24 protein-coding genes and 1 pseudogene are annotated in these 26,610 nt (G+C 58.4%); 6 read left to right on the plus strand and 19 right to left on the minus strand.

What is annotated here, in order from left to right; all coding sequences use genetic code 11:
- The first annotated feature begins 132 nt into the window (after positions 1 to 132).
- Complete coding sequence (locus QMX93_RS19830) at positions 133 to 1,557, plus strand: gamma-aminobutyraldehyde dehydrogenase (RefSeq protein ID WP_282357711.1); 1,425 nt, start codon at positions 133 to 135, stop codon at positions 1,555 to 1,557.
- 222 nt (positions 1,558 to 1,779) lie between these two features.
- Positions 1,780 to 3,264 carry an amino acid permease gene (locus QMX93_RS19835; protein ID WP_282357712.1) on the plus strand — a complete coding sequence of 495 codons (1,485 nt, stop codon included), beginning with the start codon at positions 1,780 to 1,782 and terminating at the stop codon, positions 3,262 to 3,264.
- A 43-nt stretch (positions 3,265 to 3,307) separates the two neighbouring features.
- Here the strand turns inward: QMX93_RS19835 and QMX93_RS19840 are convergent, their stop codons facing one another.
- From QMX93_RS19840 to QMX93_RS19850, 3 genes are all read right to left on the minus strand, one after another.
- Positions 3,308 to 3,934: an RloB family protein gene (locus QMX93_RS19840; protein ID WP_282357713.1), complete on the minus strand. Its 627-nt coding sequence runs from the start codon at positions 3,932 to 3,934 to the stop codon at positions 3,308 to 3,310.
- Positions 3,935 to 3,936: 2 nt separating this feature from the next.
- A complete protein-coding gene (locus QMX93_RS19845) occupies positions 3,937 to 5,190 on the minus strand; it encodes an ATP-binding protein (protein ID WP_282357714.1) in 1,254 nt (417 codons plus the stop codon).
- 409 nt (positions 5,191 to 5,599) lie between these two features.
- Complete coding sequence (locus QMX93_RS19850) at positions 5,600 to 5,785, minus strand: hypothetical protein (protein WP_008081608.1); 186 nt, start codon at positions 5,783 to 5,785, stop codon at positions 5,600 to 5,602.
- Positions 5,786 to 6,188: 403 nt separating this feature from the next.
- Between QMX93_RS19850 and QMX93_RS19855 the strand changes: the two genes are divergently transcribed.
- Entirely contained in the window at positions 6,189 to 7,817 is a 1,629-nt protein-coding gene (locus QMX93_RS19855; protein WP_282357715.1) for a glucan biosynthesis protein D, read from the plus strand.
- A gap of 206 nt (positions 7,818 to 8,023) precedes the next feature.
- On the opposite strand, the gene QMX93_RS19860 is transcribed toward QMX93_RS19855, so the two are convergent.
- From QMX93_RS19860 to QMX93_RS19870, 3 genes are all read right to left on the minus strand, one after another.
- Positions 8,024 to 9,130 carry an NADH:flavin oxidoreductase/NADH oxidase gene (locus QMX93_RS19860; RefSeq protein WP_008081610.1) on the minus strand — a complete coding sequence of 369 codons (1,107 nt, stop codon included), beginning with the start codon at positions 9,128 to 9,130 and terminating at the stop codon, positions 8,024 to 8,026.
- 268 nt (positions 9,131 to 9,398) lie between these two features.
- Positions 9,399 to 11,108, minus strand: a complete 1,710-nt coding sequence (gene recJ / locus QMX93_RS19865; RefSeq protein WP_282357716.1) for a single-stranded-DNA-specific exonuclease RecJ — start codon at positions 11,106 to 11,108, stop codon at positions 9,399 to 9,401.
- Between the two features lie 55 nt (positions 11,109 to 11,163).
- On the minus strand, positions 11,164 to 11,706 hold the full coding sequence (locus tag QMX93_RS19870; protein ID WP_007908961.1) for a YaeQ family protein: 543 nt from the start codon (positions 11,704 to 11,706) through the stop codon (positions 11,164 to 11,166).
- A gap of 146 nt (positions 11,707 to 11,852) precedes the next feature.
- Between QMX93_RS19870 and QMX93_RS19875 the strand changes: the two genes are divergently transcribed.
- Both QMX93_RS19875 and QMX93_RS19880 read left to right on the plus strand, forming a co-directional pair.
- Positions 11,853 to 13,052 carry a CaiB/BaiF CoA-transferase family protein gene (locus QMX93_RS19875; RefSeq protein ID WP_282357717.1) on the plus strand — a complete coding sequence of 400 codons (1,200 nt, stop codon included), beginning with the start codon at positions 11,853 to 11,855 and terminating at the stop codon, positions 13,050 to 13,052.
- A complete protein-coding gene (locus QMX93_RS19880; RefSeq protein ID WP_282357718.1) occupies positions 12,979 to 13,959 on the plus strand; it encodes a TIGR02285 family protein in 981 nt (326 codons plus the stop codon). Before QMX93_RS19875 ends, QMX93_RS19880 begins: the two co-directional genes overlap by 74 nt.
- A 176-nt stretch (positions 13,960 to 14,135) precedes the next feature.
- On the opposite strand, the gene QMX93_RS19885 is transcribed toward QMX93_RS19880, so the two are convergent.
- The 8 genes and pseudogenes from QMX93_RS19885 to xerD form a co-directional block, all read right to left on the minus strand.
- On the minus strand, positions 14,136 to 14,417 hold the full coding sequence (locus tag QMX93_RS19885) for a DUF3509 domain-containing protein (protein WP_053117463.1): 282 nt from the start codon (positions 14,415 to 14,417) through the stop codon (positions 14,136 to 14,138).
- A 164-nt stretch (positions 14,418 to 14,581) separates the two neighbouring features.
- Positions 14,582 to 14,989: a response regulator gene (locus QMX93_RS19890; protein WP_159813832.1), complete on the minus strand. Its 408-nt coding sequence runs from the start codon at positions 14,987 to 14,989 to the stop codon at positions 14,582 to 14,584.
- A 117-nt stretch (positions 14,990 to 15,106) separates the two neighbouring features.
- Entirely contained in the window at positions 15,107 to 16,453 is a 1,347-nt protein-coding gene (locus QMX93_RS19895) for a transporter substrate-binding domain-containing protein (RefSeq protein WP_282357719.1), read from the minus strand.
- A 119-nt stretch (positions 16,454 to 16,572) separates the two neighbouring features.
- A complete protein-coding gene (gene thrC, locus QMX93_RS19900; protein ID WP_212549640.1) occupies positions 16,573 to 17,982 on the minus strand; it encodes a threonine synthase in 1,410 nt (469 codons plus the stop codon).
- 109 nt (positions 17,983 to 18,091) lie between these two features.
- Positions 18,092 to 19,396, minus strand: a complete 1,305-nt coding sequence (locus QMX93_RS19905) for a homoserine dehydrogenase (protein ID WP_282357720.1) — start codon at positions 19,394 to 19,396, stop codon at positions 18,092 to 18,094.
- A gap of 131 nt (positions 19,397 to 19,527) precedes the next feature.
- Positions 19,528 to 20,259 (minus strand): bifunctional protein-disulfide isomerase/oxidoreductase DsbC, encoded by a 732-nt coding sequence (dsbC, locus tag QMX93_RS19910; protein ID WP_282357721.1) that lies wholly within the window; start codon positions 20,257 to 20,259, stop codon positions 19,528 to 19,530.
- 242 nt (positions 20,260 to 20,501) lie between these two features.
- Positions 20,502 to 20,616, minus strand: a pseudogene (locus tag QMX93_RS19915) (site-specific tyrosine recombinase XerD); the annotation flags it as partial.
- A gap of 210 nt (positions 20,617 to 20,826) precedes the next feature.
- Positions 20,827 to 21,723 carry a site-specific tyrosine recombinase XerD gene (xerD, locus tag QMX93_RS19920; RefSeq protein ID WP_282357722.1) on the minus strand — a complete coding sequence of 299 codons (897 nt, stop codon included), beginning with the start codon at positions 21,721 to 21,723 and terminating at the stop codon, positions 20,827 to 20,829.
- A gap of 108 nt (positions 21,724 to 21,831) precedes the next feature.
- Between xerD and QMX93_RS19925 the strand changes: the two genes are divergently transcribed.
- Positions 21,832 to 23,643, plus strand: a complete 1,812-nt coding sequence (locus QMX93_RS19925; RefSeq protein ID WP_282357723.1) for a sodium:proton antiporter — start codon at positions 21,832 to 21,834, stop codon at positions 23,641 to 23,643.
- A gap of 90 nt (positions 23,644 to 23,733) precedes the next feature.
- Here QMX93_RS19925 and QMX93_RS19930 read toward each other — a convergent pair whose 3' ends face one another.
- From QMX93_RS19930 to rpsP, 5 genes are all read right to left on the minus strand, one after another.
- Positions 23,734 to 24,147 carry an acyl-CoA thioesterase gene (locus QMX93_RS19930; RefSeq protein WP_038357747.1) on the minus strand — a complete coding sequence of 138 codons (414 nt, stop codon included), beginning with the start codon at positions 24,145 to 24,147 and terminating at the stop codon, positions 23,734 to 23,736.
- Between the two features lie 145 nt (positions 24,148 to 24,292).
- Positions 24,293 to 24,643 (minus strand): 50S ribosomal protein L19, encoded by a 351-nt coding sequence (rplS, locus tag QMX93_RS19935; RefSeq protein ID WP_003175895.1) that lies wholly within the window; start codon positions 24,641 to 24,643, stop codon positions 24,293 to 24,295.
- 45 nt (positions 24,644 to 24,688) lie between these two features.
- Positions 24,689 to 25,441, minus strand: a complete 753-nt coding sequence (gene trmD / locus QMX93_RS19940; RefSeq protein ID WP_159813841.1) for a tRNA (guanosine(37)-N1)-methyltransferase TrmD — start codon at positions 25,439 to 25,441, stop codon at positions 24,689 to 24,691.
- Between the two features lie 2 nt (positions 25,442 to 25,443).
- Positions 25,444 to 25,980 carry a ribosome maturation factor RimM gene (gene rimM, locus QMX93_RS19945; protein WP_007908985.1) on the minus strand — a complete coding sequence of 179 codons (537 nt, stop codon included), beginning with the start codon at positions 25,978 to 25,980 and terminating at the stop codon, positions 25,444 to 25,446.
- 5 nt (positions 25,981 to 25,985) lie between these two features.
- A complete protein-coding gene (gene rpsP, locus QMX93_RS19950) occupies positions 25,986 to 26,237 on the minus strand; it encodes a 30S ribosomal protein S16 (RefSeq protein ID WP_045059142.1) in 252 nt (83 codons plus the stop codon).
- Positions 26,238 to 26,610 lie beyond the last annotated feature (373 nt).

A 26,610-nucleotide genomic window follows, 5' to 3' on the forward strand; every position in this document is an offset into this window, starting at 1 on the left:
GTGTAGGAGCTGCCGAAGGCTGCGATCTTTTGATCTTGATCTTGATCTTCAACAGCAACATCAAAAGATCGCAGCCTTCGGCAGCTCCTACAGGGGTTCGGTTTCGACAGAACAATAAAGAGGACAACAGACATGCAAATCAAACTCTTGATCAACGGCCAACTGGTCAACGGCGAAGGCCCGGCGCAACCGGTGCTCAACCCTTCGCGTGGCGAAGTCCTGGTAGAAATCAACGAAGCCACTGAAGCCCAGGTCGATGCCGCCGTGCGTGCTGCCGACAACGCCTTCGCCGACTGGTCGCAAACCGCGCCGAAAGACCGCTCGCTGCTGCTGCTCAAACTCGCCGACGCTATCGAAGCCCACGGCGAAGAGCTGGCCAAACTCGAATCCGACAACTGCGGCAAACCCTACACCGCCGCGCTCAACGACGAGATTCCGGCGATTGCCGACGTGTTCCGTTTCTTCGCCGGTGCCAGCCGTTGCATGAGCGGTTCGGCCGGTGGCGAATACCTGCCCGGCCACACCTCGATGATCCGTCGCGATCCGGTTGGCGTGATTGCCTCCATCGCGCCGTGGAACTACCCGCTGATGATGGTCGCCTGGAAAATCGCCCCGGCGCTGGCCGCCGGTAATACCGTGGTGCTCAAGCCGTCGGAACAAACCCCGCTGACCGCGTTGCGACTGGCCGAACTGGCGTCGGAAATCTTCCCGGCTGGCGTACTCAATCTGGTGTTTGGTCGTGGGCCTACCGTTGGTAGTCCGTTGGTTACCCATCCGAAAGTGCGCATGGTTTCGCTGACCGGCTCCATCGCTACGGGCGCCAATATCATTTCCAGCACTGCCGACAGCGTCAAACGCATGCACATGGAACTGGGCGGTAAGGCGCCAGTGATCATCTTCGACGACGCCGACATCGATGCGGCGGTGGAAGGTATTCGCACCTTCGGTTTCTACAACGCCGGGCAGGATTGCACCGCCGCGTGCCGGATCTATGCGCAGCAAGGCATCTACGACAAGTTTGTCGAGAAGCTCGGCGCGGCGGTCAGCAGCATCAAGTACGGCTTGCAGGATGATCCGTCGACCGAACTGGGGCCGTTGATCACTGCACAACATCGCGACCGTGTTGCCGGGTTTGTGGAGCGTGCTGTGGCGCAGTCGCACATTCGTTTGATCACTGGTGGCAAGGCTGTTGATGGCAATGGTTTCTTCTTCGAGCCGACCGTGCTGGCCGATGCGCAGCAGGACGATGAAATCGTTCGCCGCGAAGTGTTTGGGCCGGTGGTTTCCGTGACCAAATTCACCGATGAAGCGCAGGCGCTGGAATGGGCCAACGATTCGGACTACGGCCTCGCCTCCTCGGTGTGGACAGCGGATGTAGGACGCGCGCACCGCATGTCGGCACGTTTGCAGTACGGCTGCACGTGGGTGAACACGCACTTCATGCTCGTCAGCGAAATGCCCCATGGCGGTCAGAAATTGTCCGGTTACGGGAAGGACATGTCCATGTATGGGCTGGAGGACTACACCACGGTTCGGCATGTGATGTTCAAGCACTAAGGTCAAAAGCTTCGCGAGCAAGCTCTGCTCCTACAGGGATGCGATGTCGCCCTGTAGGAGCAAAGCTTGCTCGCGAAGGCGTCACCCCGGCTTCAAGGTAGAAACCGGCACTACGCACCACCAGGATCCCAAAACAATAACCACCGACCCGGGCGGCGCCCACAAAGCCCCGCCACGGCCTCGGCCATCCGAAATCTGCCGATTTCACGGAGCAAAACACACATGAGTTCCTCACCCGATCTCGCCTCAGCCGTTGCCGACAGCGATGCCGAGCAACTGCGCAAACTGGGCTACACCTCGAACTTCAACCGCAGCATGAGCCTGTGGGAAAACTTCGCCTTGGGCTTCACTTATCTGTCACCGGTCGTAGGGGTTTATACCCTCTTCGGCCTGTGCCTTGCCGCTGGCGGCCCACCGATGTTCTGGGCCTACTTGCTGGTTGGTTGCGGCCAATTGCTGGTGTGCCTGATCTTCGGCGAAGTGGTTTCGCAGTTCCCGATCTCCGGCGGCGTTTACCCTTGGGCACGCCGATTGGTCGGTAAAAAATGGGCATGGATGGTCGGCTGGATTTACTCCATCGCCCTATGCGTGACCATCGCTGCCGTTGCGGTCGGCGCTGGCCCGTACCTGGCCGCCATGCTCGGTTTCGAGCCAAGCAACAACACCAACATCGTCATCGCCCTGGTGCTGACCCTGTTCGCCACACTGGTCAACCTCAGCGGCACCAAAGTGCTGGCACGCATCGCCATGTTCGGCTTTCTCTGCGAACTGGTTGGCGCGGTGATCGTCGGCGTCTATCTGCTGGTATTCGAACGTCACCAACCGCTCAGCGTGCTGTTCAACACCTTCGACATCAGCGTCGACGGCTCGTACCTGCCGGCTTTCCTCACCGCGTCGTTGGCGGGGATGTTCCTCTACTACGGCTTCGAGGCCTGCGGCGACGTTGCCGAAGAAACCCCGAACCCGAGCGCGAAAATCCCGGTGGCCATGCGCATGACCATCTACATCGGCGGCATCGCCGCGATGTTCGCCTGCCTGGCGCTGATCCTCGCTGTGCCCGACATGCAAGCAGTGATCAACGGCACCGACAAAGACCCGGTCACTACCATCCTCAACAATGCCTTCGGCCCGGTCGGTTCGAAAGTAGTGATGGGCGTGGTGATGATTTCCTTCATCTCCTGCGTCATCAGCCTACAAGCAGCGGCGAGCCGTCTGCTGTATTCCTACGCTCGCGATGAAATGGTCATCGGCAGCCGACTGCTGAAAAAGATTTCTCCTACAACCCAAGTACCGGTTGCCGCACTGTTCGTCTCTGGCGTCCTGCCGGCCCTGATCATCGCCCTAGGTTTCTTCCTACAAGACGCCGTGGCCACCATCGTCAGCTTCGCCGCCATCGGCATCTACCTCGCGTTCCAGATGATCGTCCTGGCCGCGTTGTACGCCCGCAGCAAAGGCTGGAAACCGAGCGGCAAATTCACCCTCGGCGCATGGGGCTGGCCGGTGAACATCGGCGCGCTGGTGTACGGCGTTGGCGCAATCATCAACATGGCCTGGCCACGTACGCCGGATGCGCCGTGGTATGTGAACTATGCGATGGTGTTGAGCACGGCGATCGTGATCGGTTTGGGGCTGGTTTATATGTGGATTGGCAAGCCGTATGACCACGGCAAGGCGCCGGCTGGGGATGCGTGGAAGGTGAGTCGCTAAGAATCAGTACCTGCCCGCAGGGATGCGGGCACGGTTCACAAAGCTAGATCCGTTGGGGCGTGGATAACGTTTCAAATACATCCATCAACAAATGGATTTCGGTACTGGGATTAGGCTCGCCACTGGCCACCACGTCTTCTAGTACTTTCGGCGCCAGCGTTCTTGCCCGATGAAAGGGCTCACCCAGCAGCTGAGCAAAATAACTGATGGCTTTACCCTTCTCATAATTCGCCATATTGGGCTTAGTCCTCAAACTCTTGCTCACCAGATCACCCGGAGAGTTTTTCCCGGCAGATCTGAAGGGTTTTCGGCTAAAGCCAAAGTGCAAAAGAAGCCAAAATTCAAAGCATGGATACGACGCAATGATGGTGATTTTTGGATGCGATTTCGCCTCACTTAATGCACGTTCAAAACACCGGTGAGTATCGCGATCCAAAACGCAGAAGATTTTGTCGAAGTGCTCTTGTCGCTTCATCGCTCGATCGACGATGCCGCTCGGGTGGGTTACACCGCAGTGGACGATTTCAACCTTTGCCCGGGCACGAAAGTGCAGTGCCGCCTCTTCCAGATAACGCTTACCTGATTTGCTGTCCTCGCAGAGCACCAACACACTGGGTTGCGGCTTGAAGCGTGAGGCTTTTCGATCAAACGACTTATTCGAACTCGCCATTGTCAGCCCCGCCTTATCAGCGGCAATCCACGGTAACGTCCTTCGAAGTAGCGCTTCTCGACGTCCTCGCTTTCCTGACCTTCAAAGTCGTGCACGGAAAACAGATGCGTGGCCGCGTGAGCATCGCGTTCTGTAATCCAGAATTGATCGCGACGTAGAATTTTCTCATTCATCAGATGGGTGTCGTGGGTGGTGAAGATCAGTTGCGTATTGAGCCCGTTGTCCAGATGTCGGGCGATCAAATCGGCGACGATTTCAGGGTGCAGACTGCTGCTCAACTCATCGACACTGAGAACGCCACTGCCACCGGCCTGATTCATCATGAACCACGGCAGCCAGAAACCGATCAGGTTCTTTGTGCCGCAAGACTCTTCCGAAAAATCAAACTCGGCTTCACCCGACATACTCGAGTGCGTGAGCGTCAGCTTGTCCCGTTGCGCGGCGGCAATAAACTCCTTCAGCGTGAGTTTTCTGTTATCGGCAGCCGAAGCAGCATCATCCGGGCTGAGTTGAATCGCTGATACCGGAATATCCAGCGCGCAGAGAAAATCACGCAAGTCGCTCGTATGGCTTTTAACCATTTGCAAAAAACGAATCGACGCTGTGGATAAACCGGGCATGTTGTTCTGCTCAATCACCAGCAGACCACTTTGAAACCAGGAGAACGGTACGCGCAGTTGCATCAGTTCTTCACTGCTGTGAATCACTGCTTGTGCGATAAACAACATCTTGGGGCTGGTCAAACGCTGCCAGGCGCGATGGACTTCCTTGCCACCTTCAAGGGTTTCGCCGAAAAGATAATGCTCGCCTTGCGCATCAACCTGACGTCTGTACAGCAACGTCTCTTTTCCTTGTGGAAAGCAGAGCAATTGCTCGTGAACAATCCGTTGCGCAGTCAAACCGAGGACAAATCGATAGCGCAAACCTCCTTGAACAAAGTCGTACTCAAAAGCACTGGGCTCATCTTTCAGTGTTTCGTCAAAGCGAAACGCTGAAACGGGTAACGCGGCATCCATCGTGTCAGCGGGTATCGCCAATAAACTCCCGACGATGCCCATCGCTCGAATCAACGATGACTTGCCGGACGCATTCGGGCCATAAATCGCAGCGACCTTGAGCAGTTCCGGAAGCTCCTCCGCATTCGTGGCCGCTTTGAATGTGTTGCGTGATTTGCTCAGAAGAGGGCTCGCCGCCATGGACAGCGTTTGCCTGTCCCTGAATGAGCGGAAATTGGACACCGAAAACTCGATCAACATGGAGAAACCTGCAGTTCATTCCGTGGATCCGAATAGATAAAGGAAAAACTACGGCTTGGGCGGTCGGTTGCCGCTGACACTGCAAAATCAGGCATTTCCTACAGATACTGCCTTCAGAGACAAACCCGCTTTCCTACAGTAGGTGTCGACAGAGTCGACTTGGCGTCTTGGGTAGCTAGCCGATAGGCTTCTTCTTGGCGGCGAAATCAGCGGCCCGGTTGAACAAAAAATCTGTGGCGAGGGAGCTTGTCGAATCGTCCCGCTGAGTCGCATAGCGGCCCCTCTTGAAAAAGCAGGATACTGCTGCGCAGTCCAGCGGGAGCAAGCTCCCTCGCCACAGGTTCATTAGTAGGTTGATTGATCTGGCCACCGTAAAAGCCAAATGGCTTTCACGGTGCCCACCCCAGCGTTAAAACCGCGAAACACTCCGCATCGCATCCACCAGATACCGCATCGCTATCCGGTCACTTTCCGAAAGCTCACGATAGCGCTCCACCAGTTTCAGTTCCTCAGAGCTCAACCGGCGCCTTCTGCGCCCGCTGCCCAGGCAGGGGAAGATGCCCAGCATGTCGGTGATGCCTTGTATTTTTGCCATGGACGATGTCCTTCTCTAGTACTGCAAAGAATTGCTTAAACACCACATCGCCCTGCCCCTTACAGCAGCGCCGTGTGCCCTGCCGGCCAAATGGATCGCGCCGGCCATGCCCATAGAATAGAAATAAATTCGCCGCTGAAAAGCGGTTTTTAGAGTAATTAGTCAAGAAAAGCAGATATGCCGTGTAAATCAGAACGTCCTGTCAGATTTTTAACCGACATGTCTTGTTTCATTGACACACTGGCGCAGTGAATCAACGAATTTTGCATTGCGAGCGAACCGTTTAAGCTAGCCGGCATCTGTTTATAGTCCGTTGCGTTTGGCCGAAGGCTTGTCCGAACCGTTATTTTCGATCCAGCACGTGCCAGGAACGGCGCGGGATTGCACACGACAGGTTGTATTTATGCTCCGCAGGAATTTGCTCAAAGCGTCCATGGCCATTGCGGCTTACACCGGTCTTTCGGCCACCGGCCTGCTGGCGACCCGCGCATGGGCGGCCAGTGGCGGCGCCGCTGATGGCGAGGCGCAGGCGTTTGACTTCGAAGCGCTGAAGCGCCAGGCCAAGCAATTGGCTGGCAGTGCCTATCAGGACACTAAACAGGTGCTGCCGCCGACGCTGGCGACCATGACGCCGCAGAATTTCAACGCGATTCGCTACGACGGTAATCATTCGTTGTGGAAGGAAAACAAGGGCCAACTCGACGTGCAGTTCTTCCACGTCGGCATGGGTTTCCGCCAGCCGGTGCGCATGTACAGCGTCGACCCGAAGACTCGTACCGCGCGCGAAGTGCATTTCCGTCCGGCGCTGTTCAACTATGAAAACACTTCGGTCGACACTCAACAGTTGAAAGGCGACCTGGGTTTTGCCGGCTTCAAGCTGTTCAAGGCGCCGGAACTGGATCGCCATGACGTGGTGTCGTTCCTCGGCGCCAGTTATTTCCGTGCGGTGGACGCGACTGGCCAATATGGCCTCTCCGCGCGCGGTCTGGCGATCGACACTTACGCCAAGAAACGCGAAGAATTCCCTGATTTCACCAAATTCTGGTTCGAGACCCCGGATCAGAACGCCACGCGTTTTGTGGTCTACGCCCTGCTCGACTCGCCGAGTGCGACCGGCGCTTACCGCTTCGACATCGATTGCCAAGCCGAGCGCGTGGTGATGGAGATCGACGCGCACATCAATGCGCGCACCGCCATCGAGCAACTGGGCATCTCGCCGATGACCAGCATGTTCAGCTGCGGCAACCACGAACGGCGCATGTGCGACACCATTCACCCGCAAATCCATGACTCGGATCGCCTGGCGATGTGGCGCGGCAACGGCGAGTGGATCTGCCGTCCGCTGAACAATCCGGCGACTCTGCAATTCAACGCGTTTGCCGATACCGATCCGAAAGGTTTCGGTCTGGTGCAGACCGACCATGAGTTCGCCAACTATCAGGACACCGTCGACTGGTACAGCAAGCGTCCGAGCCTGTGGGTCGAACCGACCACCGCGTGGGGCGAAGGCTCTATCGATCTGCTGGAAATTCCTACCACCGGTGAGACGCTCGATAACATCGTCGCGTTCTGGACACCGAAGAAACCGGTGGCTGCCGGTGATTCGCTGAACTATGGCTACAAGCTCTACTGGAGCGCTTTGCCGCCGGTGAGCACGCCGCTCGCGCGAGTGCAGGCGACCCGTTCCGGCATGGGTGGGTTCGTTGAAGGCTGGGCACCGGGGGAGCATTACCCGCCGGTGTGGGCGCGTCGTTTTGCCGTGGATTTCACTGGCGGCGGTCTGGATCGTTTGCCGCAGGGCACCGGGATTGAGCCGGTGGTGACGTGTTCGAACGGCAAGGTGCAGGATTTCAGCGTGCTGGTGCTGGATGACATCAAGGGTTACCGGATTCTGTTTGACTGGTACCCGACCAGTGACAGCGTTGAGCCGGTGGAGCTGCGGTTGTTTATTCGCACCAACGATCGCACGTTGAGCGAGACGTGGTTGTACCAGTACTTCCCGCCGGCGCCGGATAAGCGTAAGTACCCTTGATGTTTCTTTAGCTTCTGATTGGGCCTCATCGCGAGCAGGCTCACTCCTACATTTAGTCTGCGTCGAACACACATTCTGTGTACGGCAGAATCCCTGTAGGAGTGAGCCTGCTCGCGATAGCATCCGCCCAGGCAGTAAAAAAACACCCACCAAAAACAAAGCCCCGGCCATCACTGACCGGGGCTTTTTGCTTTATCGCTACTGACTCAATCGCGCAAATCAGACTCATGAATCGGCTGATCACGATGCGTCGCGCGCTGATACTGCGCCGGCCACACCGCTTTGCGTCCACCCAGATCATCGTCGGCATGCAGCGGCCAGTACGGATCACGCAGCAGCTCGCGGGCGAGGAAGATGATGTCGGCCTGACAGGTGCGCAGAATGTGCTCGGCCTGCGCCGGCTCGGTAATCATTCCCACCGTGCCGGTGGCGATGCCTGACTCCTTGCGGACACGTTCGGCGAAACGCGTCTGATAACCCGGCCCGACGGGGATTTCGGCATTCGCTGCGGTGCCACCCGAAGACACATCGATCAGATCGGCGCCAAGGGTGTGCAGGCGTCGCGCCAGCTCCACGGTTTCATCCGGATTCCAGCCGTCCTCCACCCAGTCAGTGGCCGATACACGAACAAATAACGGCAACTCTTCCGGCCAAACCGCCCGCACCGCCTCCGTCACTTGCAACACCAGACGAATACGATTTTCAAACGAACCACCGTACTGATCGCGGCGCTGATTGCTCAGCGGCGAGAGAAACTGATGCAGCAGATACCCATGCGCCGCGTGTACCTCAACCACACTGAAACCGGCCTTCAACGCGCGTTTGGCAGCATCGACAAAGGCCTGAATGACGTCGGCAATCTGCCCTTCATCCAGCTGTTTCGGTTGCGTGTGTTGCGGGTCAAAGGCAATCGGCGACGGTCCGACCGGGGTCCAGCCGCCGTCATCGGGTTTAACGCTGCCATGCTTGCCGAGCCACGGCCGATGGGTGCTGGCCTTGCGCCCGGCGTGGGCCAGTTGAATGCCGGCGACCGCGCCTTGGGAGGTAATGAAACGGGTGATGCGTTGCAGCGGCTCAATTTGTTCGTCGTTCCACAGGCCAAGGTCTTCGGCGGTGATCCGCCCGTCGGCGGTCACCGCCGTGGCTTCGGTAAATACCAGACCGGCGCCGCCCACCGCGCGGCTGCCGAGGTGCACCAGGTGCCAGTCGTTGGCCAGGCCGTCGACGCTGGAGTACTGGCACATCGGCGAGACGGCGATGCGGTTCGGAAGGGTCAGTTGGCGAAGGGTAAAGGGTTCAAGCAGCAGACTCATGGGGCACCTCTCAAATCAGTGGGCAGGCTCCAGGGTTCTGTTTGAATAGTCGACGAGTGACAGGAAAAAGGTGCAGCACCCGCCCCCGCGGGCAAAAAATTCGACAAGACGTCACAAGGCCAATCAAGCAGTGCTTAGAGCCTAGTCGACAACGGGAGGGAAAGGAGGGTTCAGAGTGATTCAGTGTGTGAAAGGATGCTTTCGCGAGCGAGCTCTGCTCCTACAGGATCAACACCATCTGTAGGAGCAAGGCTTGCCCGCGAAGGGCTTAACGCGGTTCGATATGAGCAATCATCAGTTGAACGGTCTCATTACCCCGAAACTCGTTAACGTCGAGCTTATAGGCGAGCTCAACCCACTTGATTGTCGGATTCGGCCAGATATCCCGGTCAATCCCAAACGCAATACCGTCCAGCTTCACCGAGCCACACTCGCTCTTCAGCACCACTTTCAGGTGCCGCTCACCGACCACGCGCTGCTCAACCAACTGGAACACACCGTGAAACAGCGGCTCCGGGAAGTGCTGCCCCCAAGGCCCGGCATGGCGCAGGGCGCGGGCCAGTTCGAGGTGGAATTCTTCCACCGCCAGCGTGCCGTCAGAGAGCATGCGCCCGGTCAGGTCTTCCTCGCGAAGTTGCCTACGCACTTCAGCGTCAAATGCCTCGGCGAACAGCGGAAAATTCTCCTGCGGCAAGGTCAGACCAGCGGCCATCGCGTGGCCACCGTACTTGGCGATCAGGGTCGGATGCTGCGCTGCAACAACGCTCAGCGCGTCACGAATATGGAAGCCCTGCACCGAGCGCCCCGAGCCCTTGAGCAAGCCATCACCCGCATCAGCGAAGGCAATGGTCGGACGGAAGTAACGCTCTTTCATCCGCGACGCGAGAATACCGATCACGCCTTGGTGCCACTCCGGATCGAACAGGCACAGACCAAACGGCATCGACTCCACCGGCAAGTCCTTGAGCTGCGCCAGCGCTTCACGCTGCATGCCCTGCTCGATGGATTTGCGATCCTGGTTCATGCCGTCCAGTTGCGCGGCCATTTCCCGGGCAACGTTGGCGTCGGCAGTGAGCAGGCATTCGATGCCCAGGCTCATGTCATCCAGACGCCCGGCAGCGTTCAGGCGCGGGCCGACGATAAAACCGAGATCGGTGGAGGTGATGCGGGTGGCGTCACGCTTGGCCACTTCAAGAATCGCTTTGATCCCCGGCCGTGCGCGACCGGCGCGAATTCGCTCCAGGCCTTGATGCACCAGAATCCGGTTATTGGCGTCCAGCGGCACCACGTCGGCAACGCTGCCCAGCGCGACCAGATCAAGCAGTTCACCGATGTTCGGCTGCGGCTTGTTCTCGTACCAGCCGAGGCTGCGCAACCGCGCACGCAACGCCATCAACACATAAAAAATCACCCCGACGCCGGCCAGTGCCTTGCTCGGGAATTCGCAACCGGGCTGGTTCGGGTTGACCAGCGCATCGGCCTGCGGCAATTCTTCGCCGGGCAAGTGGTGGTCGGTGATCAGCACTTTGAGCCCGGCCTTTTTCGCCGCCGCCACGCCCTCGACGCTGGAGATACCGTTGTCGACGGTAACCAGCAAATGCGGCTCGCGAGTCAAAGCGACTTCGACGATTTCCGGGGTCAGGCCGTAGCCATATTCAAAGCGGTTCGGCACCAGATAATCAACGTGCGCCGCACCGAGCAAGCGCAAGCCAAGCATGCCAACCGTGCTGGCCGTCGCACCGTCCGCATCGAAGTCGCCGACGATGAGGATGCGCTGGCGTTGCTCCAGCGCCGTCACCAGCAAGTCCACTGCCGCATCAATGCCCTTGAGCTGCTGGAACGGGATCAACCGCGCCAGGCTCTTGTCCAGCTCCGCCTCGGACTGCACGCCCCGCGCCGCATACAGGCGGGTCAGCAGCGGCGGAATATCACCGAGAAACGGCAGAGTGGCAGGCAGTTGACGAGGTTCGATACGCATGGGGTGACGGAGACTTCTCTTTAATACGTGGGATTAATCAGCTACAGGCGCGGGATCAACCGCGCTCACCTTGTAGCCATTGCAACTGGACTTCGTGCTGACCACGGTCGTCGGTGACGAAGATCGTCCCTTCACTGATCATCACGTCCCACTTGATAACGCGGGGCATGTCCTTGGCCAAGGTCTCCAGCACTTCCTGCGGGACGGCGGCGATGTTGACGTTTTTCAGGTTCTTGATCGCCGGGATCACTTTGGTTTCCCAAACGCGCAGGCTGCCGTAGGCCAGCAAGCTGGTGCGCTCGGTGCGACGCGAGCACCAGGTCAGGCGATCGGCGTCTGGCTGGCCGACTTCGATCCAGTGCAGAACGCGGTCGTCCAGGCTCTTTTCCCACAGCGCAGGTTCATCCACGTCTGACAGACCGCGACCAAACGACAACTGCTCGTTGTACCAGAGGGCGTAGGCCAGCAGGCGCACGGTCATGCGCTCTTCGGTTTCCGAAGGGTGACGGGCGATGGTCTGCTTGACGCTCTCGTAGACGCTGCGGTCGAGGTCGGTGAGGTTCAGTTCAAATTTGTAGGTAGTGGACGGCTGGGCCATGAACGGGCTTCTTGATACGAGGAAAGGCGGCAAGTCTAACCGATGCGGTAGGCAATCATCGAATTGATGGCGATCAACCTGCGGCGTCTGACAGCCGGCTATGTTAAAACGCTGTATCCGCACAGCCTTGTCCTACAGGATTCAGTATGCCGTTCGCCAACAAGCCGCTCAGCGGCGTGAAAGTCATTGAATTGGGTACGTTGATCGCCGGGCCGTTTGCCTCGCGCATTTGCGGCGAGTTTGGCGCCGAAGTGATCAAGATCGAATCGCCGGACGGCGGTGATCCGCTGCGCAAGTGGCGCAAGTTGTATGAAGGCACATCACTGTGGTGGTTCGTGCAGGCGCGCAACAAGAAGTCGCTGACGCTGAATCTGAAACACCCCGACGGTTTGGCGATTCTGAAAAAACTGCTCAGTGAAGCCGACATCCTCATCGAGAACTTTCGCCCCGGTGTGCTGGAAAAACTCGGCCTGAGTTGGGAAACCCTGCACGCGCTGAACCCGAAACTGGTGATGGTGCGTCTGTCCGGTTTCGGTCAGACCGGGCCGATGAAAGATCAGCCAGGCTTCGGCGCGGTTGGCGAATCCATGGGCGGTTTGCGCTACATCACCGGTTTTGAAGACCGCCCACCGGTGCGCACCGGGATTTCCATCGGCGACTCGATTGCCGCGCTGTGGGGCGTGATCGGCGCACTGATGGCGCTGCGTCATCGCGAGGTCAATGGCGGGCTCGGCCAAATGGTCGATGTGGCCTTGTACGAAGCAATTTTCGCGATGATGGAAAGCATGGTGCCGGAGTTCGATGTGTTCGGGTTTATCCGCGAGCGCACCGGTAACATCATGCCCGGCATCACACCTTCCTCGATCCACACCAGCGCCGACGGCAAGCACGTGCAGATCGGCGCCAACGGCGATGCGATCTTCAAGCGCTTCATGCTGATCATCGGTCGCGAAGATCTGGCTAATGACCCGATGCTGGCCAGCAACGACGGGCGCGACAGTCGCCGCGACGAGTTGTATGGCGTGATCGATCGCTGGGTCAATTCGCAGCCGCTGCAAACGGTGCTCGATCTGCTCAATCAGGCCGAAGTACCGGTCAGCCGCATTTTCAGCGCCGAAGACATGTTCAGCGACCCGCAATACCTCGCCCGGGAGATGTTCCTGTCCGCCAAGTTGCCGGACGGCAAGGACTTCAAGATGCCGGGCATCGTGCCGAAACTTTCCGAGACACCGGGCAGTTCCGAATGGGTCGGGCCGACGCTGGGTGAACACAATGCGCAAGTGCTCAACGACCTCGGTTACGACGCGCAGCAGATCGCCCGATTGCGCGAAGACGGAGCCATTTAAGCTGAAAAACCTGCATCCCTCAGACGCCAACCGCGCTCACCAATGGTGGACGTGGCGTCTGTTCGGCCTGTTGTTTTTGCTGGCCTCGCCAACGTGGGCGCAGGCGAAGCCAACGTTGATCTGGTTGCTGCGCGATTTACCGCCGATGACGATTTTCGAAGGACCGAAAAAGGGTCAGGGGGTGATCGATCATTTGATGCCGCAACTGATTGCCGGCATGCCGCAATACGAACACAAGATCATGCGCGTCAACCGTGCGCGTGGTTTGCAGATGCTGCACGAAAACCCTTTCGCTTGCGACCCTGCGCTGCTGTGGAACAAAGAGCGCGCGCAATGGGTGGCATATTCGATTCCGGCGATTCGCGCTGTAGCCAATGGCTTGGTGGTGCGTCAGAAAGATCGCGCGGTACTCGAACCGTATCTGGTGGACGGTGCGGTGGATTTTTCTGCGCTGCTGGCCAGTGGTGAGCGAAAAGTCGGCGTAGTTGCCGAACGCAGTTACGGCGAATACATCGACGGACTGTTGCGCCACGCCCCCAGCGGCGCATTGACCCCGCACTACGGCAATGATGCATTGAGCAATTTGCTGTCGATGCAGCGGCTGAACCGATTACAGGTGGTGCTCGGCTATTGGCCAGAGATCCGCTATCAGGCGAAACAGGCACAAATTTCGGAAGATGAGCTGGAGTTCTATTCGATTCGCGGCACCGAGAAATATCTCTCAGGCTATGTCGCTTGTTCCGACACCACGCAGGGCCGCCAGGCCATCAGCGAAATCAATCAACTGCTGCGCACCCTGCACCACGAGCATTTGAATCAGCTCTACGCGGCGTGGCTGGATCCCGAACGACAAGCGGATTATCTGCAGCAAGCGCGGACATTTTTCGAGCAGCAAGCCGCGCAATAGGCAAACGCCAGACAAAAGAAACCCCGAGAAGTGGGGAGACGACTCGGGGTTAAACGTGGCCTACATAAAGACCAGTAGCAGCAAGCGACAAGCACCGGAGCACAATGCTTGATCCTGCTGTTACTGGGTCTGACTGACAGGGATGCAGGAAGGTTCCCACAAAAAATATTTCATCTTTACAGCGTCGGACGTTTATCCAGCGCTGCGTTGCGCAATGCCGCGATCACACAGGGTTCCAGCCGTCCTTCGGCAATCAGCACGTCACGGTGCAGGCCGTCGACGACATCGGTCAGCAAGCGTTTGTCGCTCAACTGCGCCTGATTGAATTCGCGTTCCACCACAATAGCGCCGTTGCTGTTCTTCAGGGTCACCAGGCATTCGCCATGGCTGCCGCGAGGGGTCAACGTCACTTGATACGGGCTCAGAGCCTCACCGAGCAATAGACTGATACTTTCCATCTCGATCTCCACTCAATAGTCCGAAAACACAGTGCCTGGGGCGTGTTCACAATAAATGACCACCGGCCCGAGAAGAAAGTTCTGCCTGCGATTGCTCCATCCCTGGAGCCTTACCGGTCTATGGAGCATGCACGGCGAAGATGACAGTAAAAATACCCCGCGTTTCAAGCCCCGACAGGCTGATGCAAAGCGCTGAGGTATTGATCAAGCAAACCGCGCATCAAGACCGCCGAAACCGGCGTTTGCAGGCGTCCGAGCAGTTGCAGCTCATGCGCGTGCAGCAGCGTTTCAAGGTCGGTCAGCAGGCTCGGCGCCACGTTGCCCAGCAGAATCAATGCGCGTGATTGCTCCTGCCGGGTCAGATGATGGATCAACGCCAGGCCATCGCCGCCCTTGAGTTGCGGATCGCAAATAGCGATATCGATGACGCCGCTTTGCTCCAGCGAACCCAAGGCCGAACCCAGCGACGGCGCGGTCAGTACGTTGTAGATGCCGATGGCGTTGAGCATCTGGTGCAACGCCATCAACTGGAACGGATTGTGTTCAAGGATCAGGACTTTGAGCGAGCGCATAGGCGACCTCTGAAACGGCGGGTGCGGACTCTCACCGCAGACACCGTTCACTTTAGGGCAGCCGTCCTCAGCCTCCCATCGGAAAAGGCCTCAGGGGTTATAGGACTTTTCCCAAACTCAGTGCAGACGTCGGCTCATGTCTGTCCAGCCACCGAGCAGTCCGCGCAGTTTTCCGTCGGCGCTGTAAAACGGCACCGTCCATTGATAGATCTCCCGCGAGCCGTTCTTGAATTGCAGTTGGCGCCGGCAGAATCGCGTCTTGCGCGTCTGCAACTGCGACATGAATTCGTCGTGAAGCATGCGCGACGTGATCTGTGGCAGCGCATCAACCTCCATCAGCGAGCGTCCCTGAACCTGATCGAAACGGATGTCGAGCGCCTCCTCATAACTGCGATTGCACATGATCAAGCGGCCCAGCAGGTCGCGGACGAACACCGGATCGGGCATTGAATTGATCAACGCATGCTGAAACGCCAACTGGTCGCCGAGATCTTTTTCAGCTTCAGTGCGTTGCCTGATCGCCGCGCGTAATCGGCGATTCCAGACCAGCGACAACAGACCGAACGTGCCAATCACGGCCATCGCCCAACAGCCCCAACTGGCGATCCGCTGCCACACCGAGGGCACCGGCAGCGGTGAAACACCGTCGAGCCATTTGAGCCGAATCGCGCGCAACTCCTCCGGCGGAAAAGCCTCAAGCGCCTTGTTGAGGATGCTCAACAACTCCGGCTGGCCCTTACGCACCGCCAAGTGATCTGCCTCCCATTTTCCCTCAAGCAAATCGCCGACCCTGAGCAATCCGGAAGGGAACAACTGCGCGCCAATCTCGTTTTCAATCGTGGCATAAGCCTCACCGCTTTCGACCAACGCCCGTGCTTCGGCATAGGTTTTCACCGAGCGGATCTCAATGGCCGGATAGTCGCGGCGGATGATGCCTTCCAGCGCGTGCCGGGCCGGCAGCACCAGCACACGTTTGGCCAACTGCTCCAGCGACTGCACCTGTGGTTCGCCAACACGCCCGACAAACACCCAGCCCGCACCGCCAAAGGCATGGCTGAAATCGAGGAACACTTTGCGCTCATCGCTCATCGCCAGCGTGGTGCTGATGTCCGCTTCACCGCGCTCCAGCCGTTCGAGCAGGTGGTCGGTGGAGAAAGACTCTTGATGCACAAACTGCAAACCGGTCATCGCGCTGATACGCTTGAGCACATCACTGTTCAGGCCGTTCCAGTGCGCATGTTCATCCTGGAACAGGTACAGCGGATACTGCACGGACGCGACGATGACCCGCGGATTGTCGCGGATCCATTGCTGCTCTTCTGCGTTCAGTTTAATGGGCTGAACCTTGCTGACTTCGCCGTCATGCTGCAGCAGTTGCGCTGCCACACTCCAGCGCATAAACCCCAGCATTACCAATAAAAACAGCCAGCACAGGGCCGGCTTCAAATCTCTGGAAAACCACATTGCCACTTCCTTCGTGATCAACTCACCCGTCCTTCGTGGGTGAAAACCCGAGCAGTGTGGCAGCAGAAACAAAAAAGCCCGTCAGGAGACGGGCTTCAAAATGTGACAGCTTTTACGGCTTACAGCGGCTTGCCGCGGTTGCCATGCTGGCTGACAAAGGCTTGCACGGCTTTCAGCTCGTTTGGCAGAACGGTGCAGCGCTCATTTCGCTCAAACAAATCAGAAAGATGTGCAGGTAGTTCGAGCGCTTTTCCTACACCGGCTTTCTCTACGGCTTCAGGGAATTTCACCGGGTGAGCGGTGCCCAGGATCACCATCGGGATATCCAGGCTGCGACGGCATTCACGCGCTGCTTTAACACCGATGGCGGTGTGCGGATCCAGCACTTCGCCAGTCTGCTCGTAGACTTCAGCGATGGTTTCGCAAGTCTGTGCGTCATCCACGGCCAGCGAATCGAACAGCTTGCGCGCTTCGGTCCAACGTTCTTGCTCGACGCTGAAACCGCCGCCCTGCTTGAACGAATCCATCAGACCGGCGATTGCTGCGCCGTTGCGACCGTGCAGGTCGAACAGCAGGCGTTCGAAGTTCGACGAAACCATGATGTCCATCGACGGCGACAGCGTGGCGTGCAGGGTGTCCTTGACGTACTGATTGCCGCTCATGAAGCGGTGCAGGATGTCGTTGCGGTTGGTGGCGACGATCAACTGGTTGATCGGCAGGCCCATGTTGCGCGCCAGGTAACCGGCAAAGATGTCGCCGAAGTTGCCGGTTGGCACCGAAAACGATACCGAGCGCGCCGGGCCGCCCAACTGCAGTGCGGCGTGGAAGTAGTAAACGATCTGGGCCATGATCCGCGCCCAGTTGATCGAGTTCACCGCCACCAGACGCGTGCCTTTGAGGAAGCTCTGATCGGCGAAGCTCGCCTTGACCATTTCCTGGCAGTCATCGAAGTTGCCTTCGATGGCGATGTTGTGGATGTTCTCGCCGAAGATCGTGGTCATCTGGCGACGCTGCACTTCCGACACGCGCTTGTGCGGGTGCAGGATGAAGATGTCGACGTTTTCGCAGTGCTTGCAGCCTTCGATGGCGGCCGAACCGGTATCACCGGAGGTGGCGCCGACGATCACTACGCGCTCGCCGCGTTTTTCCAGCACATAGTCGAGCAAACGACCGAGCAGTTGCAGGGCGAAGTCCTTGAACGCCAGGGTCGGGCCGTGGAACAGCTCCAGCACCCATTCGTTGCCGTTCAGCTGACGCAGCGGCGCCACGGCGCTGTGGGCGAACACGCCGTAGGTTTCTTCAAGAATCTTTTTGAAATCGGCATCCGGAATGCTGCCGGTGACGAACGGGCGCATCACCCGGAAGGCCAGCTCGTGATACGGCAGGCCGGCCCAGGAAGCGATTTCTTCCTGGGTGAAACGTGGCAGGTTTTCCGGAACGTACAGACCGCCGTCGGTCGCCAGACCAGCCAGCAGGACGTCTTCGAAATTCAGGGCCGGTGCCTGGCCGCGGGTACTGATGTAACGCATAAGGGCAAACCTTCGATTTGGGCTTCAAGCTAAAAGCTACAAGCTGCAAGTAAAAGCCAGACCGCTTTTCTCTTGCCGCTTGCAGCTCGAATCTTGCAGCTGCTTCTATTTAGTTCAAGTGCTCGACGCGGATCCGCACAACCGGACCATTCACGCCGGCCAGCGCTTCGAGGGCGGCGATGGCATCGTTGATGCGCTGCTCGACCACACGGTGGGTCAGCAGGATCATCGGCACCAGACCGTCGTGTTCCTCGACTTCCTTCTGCATGATCGACTCGATGTTGATGCCGCGCTCCGAGAGGATGCTCGCCACTTGAGCCAACACGCCCGGATGATCCTTGGCCTGAATGCGCAGGTAGTAAGCGCTTTCGCAGGCTTCGATCGGCAGGATCGGATGGGCCGACAGCGAGTCCGGCTGGAAGGCCAGGTGCGGCACGCGGTTTTCCGGATCGGAGGTCATGGCGCGAACCACGTCGACCAGATCGGCGATCACCGACGAAGCGGTTGGCTCCATGCCGGCGCCGGCGCCGTAGAACAGCGTCGAACCGGCGGCGTCACCGTTGACCATCACCGCGTTCATCACGCCGTTGACATTGGCGATCAGACGATCGGCCGGGATCAGCGTCGGGTGTACGCGCAACTCGATGCCGGCAGCGGTGCTGCGCGCCACGCCGAGGTGCTTGATGCGATAGCCCAGCGCTTCGGCGTAGTTGACGTCAGCGGTGGTCAGCTTGGTGATGCCTTCGGTGTAAGCCTTGTGGAATTGCAGCGGGATGCCGAACGCGATGGAAGCGAGAATCGTCAGCTTGTGCGCGGCGTCGATGCCTTCAACGTCGAAGGTCGGATCGGCTTCGGCGTAACCCAGTGCCTGCGCTTCGGCCAACACGTCTTCGAAGGTACGACCCTTCTCGCGCATTTCGGTGAGGATGAAGTTGCCAGTGCCGTTGATGATCCCGGCGACCCAGTTGATGCGGTTGGCGGACAGGCCTTCACGGATCGCCTTGATCACCGGAATGCCACCGGCCACGGCCGCTTCGAAAGCCACGATCACGCCTTTCTCGCGAGCCTTGGCGAAAATTTCATTACCGTGAACGGCAATCAGAGCCTTGTTCGCGGTGACCACATGCTTGCCATTCTCGATGGCCTTGAGTACCAGCTCGCGGGCAACGGTATAGCCGCCCATCAGCTCTATAACGATGTCGATCTCAGGGTTTGTGGCCACTTCGAAGACATCGTTGGTAATCGCAATACCGGTCGTCTGGAACTGAGGCTTTGGCGTGCGCATGGCAATTTGTGCCACTTCGATTCCACGCCCGGCACGACGAGCAATTTCCTCGGCGTTGCGCTGAAGTACGTTGAAGGTACCGCCACCGACGGTGCCTAACCCACAGATGCCTACTTTGACCGGATTCACTGTGAACTCCCCATAAAACGGCCGACGCTGGGTCGGCCGGAAAACAACCGCGTGCTCGCGGCTCTCTATTGATGGCCCGGCAATGTTGCTGCCGGACCATGATCGTCAGCGGCTGACCGTGACGATGCGAATTACTTCGCGCCCAGCGCCAGTTTGGCGACTTGTGGCGCAGGCTGGTAGCCCGGAATGACTTGTCCGTCGGCCAAAACGATGGCCGGTGTACCGTTCACGCCAATCGACTGACCCAGAGCGAACTGTTTGGAAACCGGGTTCTCGCACTTGGTGGCCTTGATTTCCTTGCCATCGACCATTTTGTCCATGGCGGCTTTCTTGTCTTTCGAGCACCACACGGCTTGCAGTTGCTCGTCACCCGGCGAACCGAGGCCCTGACGCGGGAACGCAACATAGCGCACTTCGATGCCGCGCTTGTTCAGCTCAGGCACTTCGGCGTGCAGCTTGTGGCAGTACGGGCAGGTGGTGTCGGTGAACACGGTGATGTGCGATTTGGTTTCGCCGATCGCCGGGTAGACCACGGTTTCGGCAACCGGAATGGCGTTGACCAGTTTGGAGACGCCCAGGCGTTCGGTTTTCTCGGTCAGGTTGACCGGTTTGCCGTCCTTGAGCTGGAACAGGTAACCCTGAACGATGTACTGACCATCGGCGCTGGCGTAGAGCACGCGGCTGCCTTTGAGTTTGACTTCGTACATGCCTGGCAACGGGCTGGCATTGATGCTTTCTACCGGAACCTCGAGTTCGAGTTTTTCCAGGCTTTGACGAATCGCTTTGTCGGCCGCGTCATCGGCGACGGCAAAGGTGCTGACCAACGCAATGGCTGCGGCGGCGAAAATCTGGGTCAGACGCATGAGAACTCCTGAAGGCGGACAAATGGAACGATCAGAACGCCCGTGCCGGAACACCGGGTCATAACCGTCCATCGTGCAAACCGGCAAAGCCTAACACATAAGGCCACGGTGGCCGAATGCGCCTGTCGCCACTCCTCACACCTGCTTTATGTAGGAGCTGCCGCAGGCTGCGATCTTTTGATTTTGTTTTTAAGATCAAAAGATCGCAGCCTTCGGCAGCTCCTACACGGGGGGGTATGGAGTTAACCGCGCGGGTGGTGTTTGGCGTGCAGCTCTTGCAGGCGGGCGCGCTACGTAGGTGTAGATTTGCGTGGTTGAAAGGTCGCTGTGGCCCAGCAGCATCTGCACCACGCGCAACGCATTGCCTCTGCAACTGCTACACCCACATGGGACTGACACACATTATTGTGGTGAGGGGATTTATCCCCGCTGGGTTGCGAAGCAGCCCCAAAATCATCCAACCCGATCCATCAGACAAACCGAGCAAGCCAGGTTTGGGGCCGCTGCGCAGCCCGTCGGGGATAAATCCCCTCACCACAGATAAGTATTTCAAACAAAGGGGATGTGTCAGCCGCGCGGGTGGTGTTTGGCGTGCAGCTCTTGCAGGCGGGCGCGGGCGACGTGGGTGTAGATTTGTGTGGTGGAGAGGTCGCTGTGGCCGAGCAGCATCTGCACCACGCGCAAATCCGCGCCATGGTTGAGCAGGTGCGTGGCGAACGCATGGCGCAACGTATGCGGCGACAACGACTTGCCAATCCCCGCGACCTTGGCCTGATGCTTGATGCGGTGCCAGAACGTCTGCCGGGTCATCTGCTCGCCGCGCTGACTGGGGAACAGCACATCGCTGGGCCGCCCGCCGAGCAGTTCACCGCGCCCATCGCGCATGTAGCGCTCGACCCAGACAATCGCTTCCTCGCCCATCGGCACCAGCCGCTCCTTACTGCCCTTGCCCATCACCCGCAACACACCCTGACGCAAGTTGACCTGTTCCAGGGTGAGGCTGATCAATTCGGTCACCCGCAGGCCGCAGGCATACAACACCTCAAGCATGGCGCGATCACGCTGACCGATGGCGTCGCTGAGATCCGGCGCCTTCAGCAGCGCTTCCACGTCAGCTTCCGACAACGACTTGGGCAACGGCCGACCCAGCTGCGGCATTTCGACACGTAACGTCGGGTCGACGGAAATCATCTTCTCGCGCAGCAAGTAGCGATAGAAGCCACGCACCCCGGAGAGAAATCTCGCCGTCGAGCGCGGTTTGTAGTTTTGCTCAAGGCGCCAGGCCAGATGATCGAGGATCAATTCGCGACCGGCATTGATCAGCTCCAGGTTTTTCTCCTGCACCCAGCCGTTGAACAACGCCAGGTCACTGCGATAGGCGTCACGGGTGTTGTCGGACAGGCCTTTCTCCAGCCATAAAGCGTCGAGGAATTGATCAATCAGCGGGTGGTCAATGGCAGCCATGGGCACTCTGCACGCACACGCAAAAGCGCTGTACGCAAATAGAAAATGAACAGTAATAATGCGCGCTAGTCTTTCACAGCGCGCCATTTCAAGGAACAGGGAGCTTCAATGAACGAGCAGCAAATCCTATTGGCATTCGGTGGCATCGGTGTCGCCGCATTGGGTTGCCAATGGCTGGCATGGCGCCTGAAGCTGCCGGCGATTCTGTTTCTGCTGGTGACGGGGATTTTGGTCGGGCCGGTGTTGGGCCTGCTCGATCCACAGGAAATGTTCGGCCCTCTGCTGATGCCGCTGGTATCGCTGGCGGTGGCGCTGATTCTGTTCGAGGGCAGCCTGACACTACACCTGTCGGAATGGAAAGAAATCGGCAGCGTCGTGCATCGTCTGGTGACCATCGGTGCGCTGTCGACCTGGGTCGTCATCGCCGTCGCCACGCACTATCTGCTTGGTTTCGACTGGATGCTGGCCATCCTCTTCGGCAGCCTGACGCTGGTCACCGGCCCGACGGTGATTGTGCCGATGCTGCGCGTGGTGCGGCCGAAATCCTCCATCGCCAACATTCTGCGCTGGGAAGGCATCGTCATCGACCCGATCGGCGCCCTCCTCGCCGTTGTGGTTTATAGCTTCATTATTGCCAGTGCTGAAGGTCATGGGCTCAAGCAGAGTCTGTTTACGTTTGGCGGGGTGATTCTGTGTGGCGCGGTGTTCGGCGTTGTCGGTGGCTGGCTGCTGGGGACGGTGATCCGCCGGCAATGGTTGCCGGAGTATCTGCATAACCTCGCGTCGCTGGCGGCGGTGCTGGGGATTTTCATTGCCTCCAACGAGGTGATGCACGAGTCCGGTCTGCTGGCGGTGACGCTGATGGGCATGTGGCTGGCGAACATGAAAGGCGTGGACGTGCGGCACATTTTGCACTTCAAGGAAAACCTCAGCGTGCTGCTGATTTCCGGGTTGTTCATTTTGCTCGCGGCGCGCCTGGATTTGTACGCGTTGATGGGCCTCGGGCCGTTGGTGCTGATTCTGTTGGTGGTGATTCAGTTCATCGCTCGACCGCTGAACGTGCTGCTCAGTACGGCCGGTTCGAGCCTGAGCTGGCGCGAGCGTGCGCTGCTGTGCTGGATCGCGCCGCGCGGGATTGTCGCGGCGGCAGTGTCGGCGATTTTTGCGATTCGTCTGCACGAGGCCGGGCATGAAGGGGCGCTGCTGCTCGTGCCGCTGACGTTCGCGGTGATCATCGGCACGGTGGTGCTGCAAAGCGCGACGGCGCGCCCGTTGGCACGTTTGCTTAAGGTGGCCGAACCGGCGCCGAGCGGCTTCCTGATCGTCGGTGCCAATGGCCCGGCACGCGAGCTGGCCAAGTCGCTGCAGCAATTGGGCAGCCGGGTATTGCTGACCGATTCAAGCTGGGAAAACATTCGTGCGGCGCGCATGGAAGGTTTGCCGACGTACTTCGGCAATCCGGCCTCGCAGCATGCCGATGCGCATCTGGATCTGGTCGGGCTGGGGCATTTGCTGGCGCTGTCGCCGTCGGGTGAGCTGAATACCTTGGCGGCGATGCGCTTCCGTCATGACTTCGGGCATCAGCGCTTGTTTGGCTTGGCGAGTGGTCAGGAAAGCCGTCGCAGCGACAAGCACCGGGCGAGTCTTGAGCATCGTGGCAATCAGTTGGGCAGCGAAGCGTTTACCTACGCGAAGCTGGCCAGTCAGATCGGCCAGGGGGCGGAGTTGTACAGCACGACGTTGACGGATGGCTTCAGTTGGGATGATTACCGGGCGCTGCATGGTAATCGCGCGACGTTGCTGTTTATGCGCGATGACAGCGGCTGGGTGCATGTGGTGACGCCGGAGACTGTCGTGAAGCCGGGGTCGGGGTGGACGTTGTTGGCGTTGATTCAGCCTGAGAGCAGCGTCGCCTCTTAAATCGAATCGCGAGCAGGCTCACTCCTACAAGGGAACGCATTCCAACTGTAGGAGTGAGCCTGCTCGCGATGGCCGCGACGCGGTATCAGATCATGCAGCAAAACCCGGCAGCACCGGCACCGGCCGCTTATCGTCATCAATCGCGACAAAGCTGAACTGCCCATGAATCGCCTTCTCACGACCATCACAGCTCATGCTTTCAACAAACACTTCCACCTCAACCTTGAGGCTGGTGTTGCCGACCTTGATCACCTTGCCCACTAACTCAACGATCGAGCCCGCCGGGATCGCGTGGTTGAAGTCGATGCGGTCGGTGGACACGGTCACCAGCGGCAAGCGGCAGAAGCGTGTGGCGGTGATGAACGAGACTTCGTCCATCCACGCCAGCGCCGTGCCGCCGAACAGGGTGTTGTGGTGATTGGTGGTCGGCGGGAAGACGGCTTTGGTGACGCGGGTCACCGAGAGTTCGGTGCGGCGTTCGATTTCCTGGTCGCGGGTGGTCATGTCGGGCAGCTCGTAAACAGTGGATTGCGGGTCGAAAGCAAGATCAAAAGATCGCAGCCTTCGGCAGCTCCTACAGAGGATCGGTGAAATTCGGGCAACAAAAAAGCAGCCCGTAGGCTGCTTTTTTCTGCATCGGAAGCTGGACTTAAGCCAGTTTTTCCTTGATGCGAGCTGCTTTACCCGACAGGTCGCGCAGGTAGTACAGCTTGGCTTTACGTACGTCACCGCGACGTTTAACAGCCATGCTGTCGATCTGCGGGGAGTAGGTCTGGAAAGTACGTTCTACGCCAACACCGTTGGAGATTTTACGAACGGTGAACGCACTGTTCACGCCGCGGTTACGCTTGGCGATTACAACGCCTTCGAACGCTTGCAGACGGGAACGATCGCCTTCCTTCACTTTCACCTGAACGACAATAGTGTCGCCTGGGGCGAAGGTAGGGATTTCTTTGGTCATCTGCTCTGCTTCGAGTGCAAGGATGATTTTGTTGGTCATGCTGTGCTCCTAAGGTAAATCGTTCGATCTACCATCGATACGTTGTTAACTATCGTCCCGCTCGCGGATGTATTCCTCGAGCAGCTTCTTCTCTTCTCCAGAAAGCGAGCGGCTTTCCAGAAGATCGACGCGTCGTTCATAGGTCCTACCAAGGGACTGCTGTAAACGCCAACGCCGGATATGCGCGTGATTGCCACTTAGCAACACGTCGGGAACACGCTGATCCGCATACACCTCAGGTCGGGTGTAGTGCGGGCAATCCAGCAGACCATCCGTAAAGGAATCTTCCTCGGCGGAGTCCGCATGCCCTAAAGCTCCAGGCAGCAGTCGTGTAACCGCATCGATCATGACCATTGCCGGCAGCTCGCCGCCAGACAATACATAGTCACCAATCGACCACTCTTCATCGACATGAGCATCAATAAAACGCTCGTCAATGCCTTCATAGCGGCCGGCAATCAGGATCAATGCATCCGATTGTGCCAACTCGCGTACCGCCGACTGAGTCAGTTGACGGCCTTGGGGGGACAGGTAAATAACCTTCGCCGCCTCCCCGGCTGCTGCCTTGGCCTGAACCAGAGCATCTTCCAGGGGCTTGATCTTCATCACCATGCCCGGACCACCGCCAAACGGGCGATCGTCCACAGTGTGATGCCGATCCGTCGTGTAATCCCGCGGGTTCCAACAGGTCAGCTGCAAGAGCCCCTGTTTGACCGCTCGACTGGTGATGCCGTAGTCGCCGATGGCGGAAAACATCTCGGGAAACAAACTGATCACTTCTACGCGCAATTTAGCCACGCTTAGAAGTCCGCATCCCAATCCACCTTCATCTCGCCCGCTGCCAGATCGACTGCCAACACACACTGCGCCGTATAGGGCAGCAAGCGTTCGCGATCATCCAGGCTGCCAGCGCAAGGCTTGACTACCATTACATCATTGGCGCCGGTTTCCAGAAGATGATCGACTTTCCCGAGCATTTGCCCCAGTTGATCGATGACCTTCAGACCTTCCAGCTGGTACCAGTAGTACTCGCCGTCGGTCAATTCAGGGAACAGGTTGCGCGGCACGCAGATCTCATAACCGGCCAGAAGACGAGCTTCTTCACGATCATCAAGACCCTTGAGCTTTGCGACCAGGAACTTATCGCTCCCGCGTCCACTGACCAGCTCGACCTGTTTGACATTGCCTTCGCGCTTGAGCGTCCAGGTTTTGTACTGCAACAGGTTTTCAGTCGGATCAGTAAAGGAATAAACCTTCACTTCGCCGCGAACGCCATGAACAGAATAAATTTTGCCGATAACGATCAAATCATCAGCAACAGCTGGCGTCGCGTTCATATTGCTCAGGCCGCAGCCTTTGCAGAGTCCTTCAGCAACTGAGCAACACGCTCAGAAGGCTGTGCACCAACGCTCAGCCAGTAGGCAACGCGCTCTTGGTTCACGGACAGACGAACTTCCTGACCACGGGCAACAGGGTTGAAGAAACCAACCTGTTCTTTGTGGGAGCCGTCACGCGGGTTACGCGAGTCGGTTACGGTCAGGTGGTAAAACGGGCGCTTTTTGGAGCCGCCAAGGGCAAGACGGATTGTTAGCATGTGAACATCGTTCCTGTAGTCGGTGCTGCAAATCTAAATGCACAGCGGGCATGGGTGCCCGAAAGGCCGCATATTCTAAGGAATATCCGGACTTTTGCAAATGACTTTTTCCGGCGCCTATGGCATGCCGTGCAGATCTGCATATAGAGCCGTCGATAAAAACGGCCGGTCAGCTCCCGCCGTGTGCGGGTTTGCTGTTGATCCTGCGTCCCTGCAGGGTCTGCGCCGGTGCGACGACCGGCGCGGATTCTTGTGTCCCGTCTCACCCATTTCGCTCACTTTTGGCGAGTGGCTGATGCCCTCAAGCAAGGCGCCGCGACGAGTCATAGCCAGCTATGGCGAGGAGCGGCAACGCAGCATGAGGGCATCAGAC

It is taken from the genome of Pseudomonas sp. PS01303 (assembly GCF_029959385.1).
Classification (GTDB): Bacteria; Pseudomonadota; Gammaproteobacteria; order Pseudomonadales; family Pseudomonadaceae; genus Aquipseudomonas; species Aquipseudomonas rustica.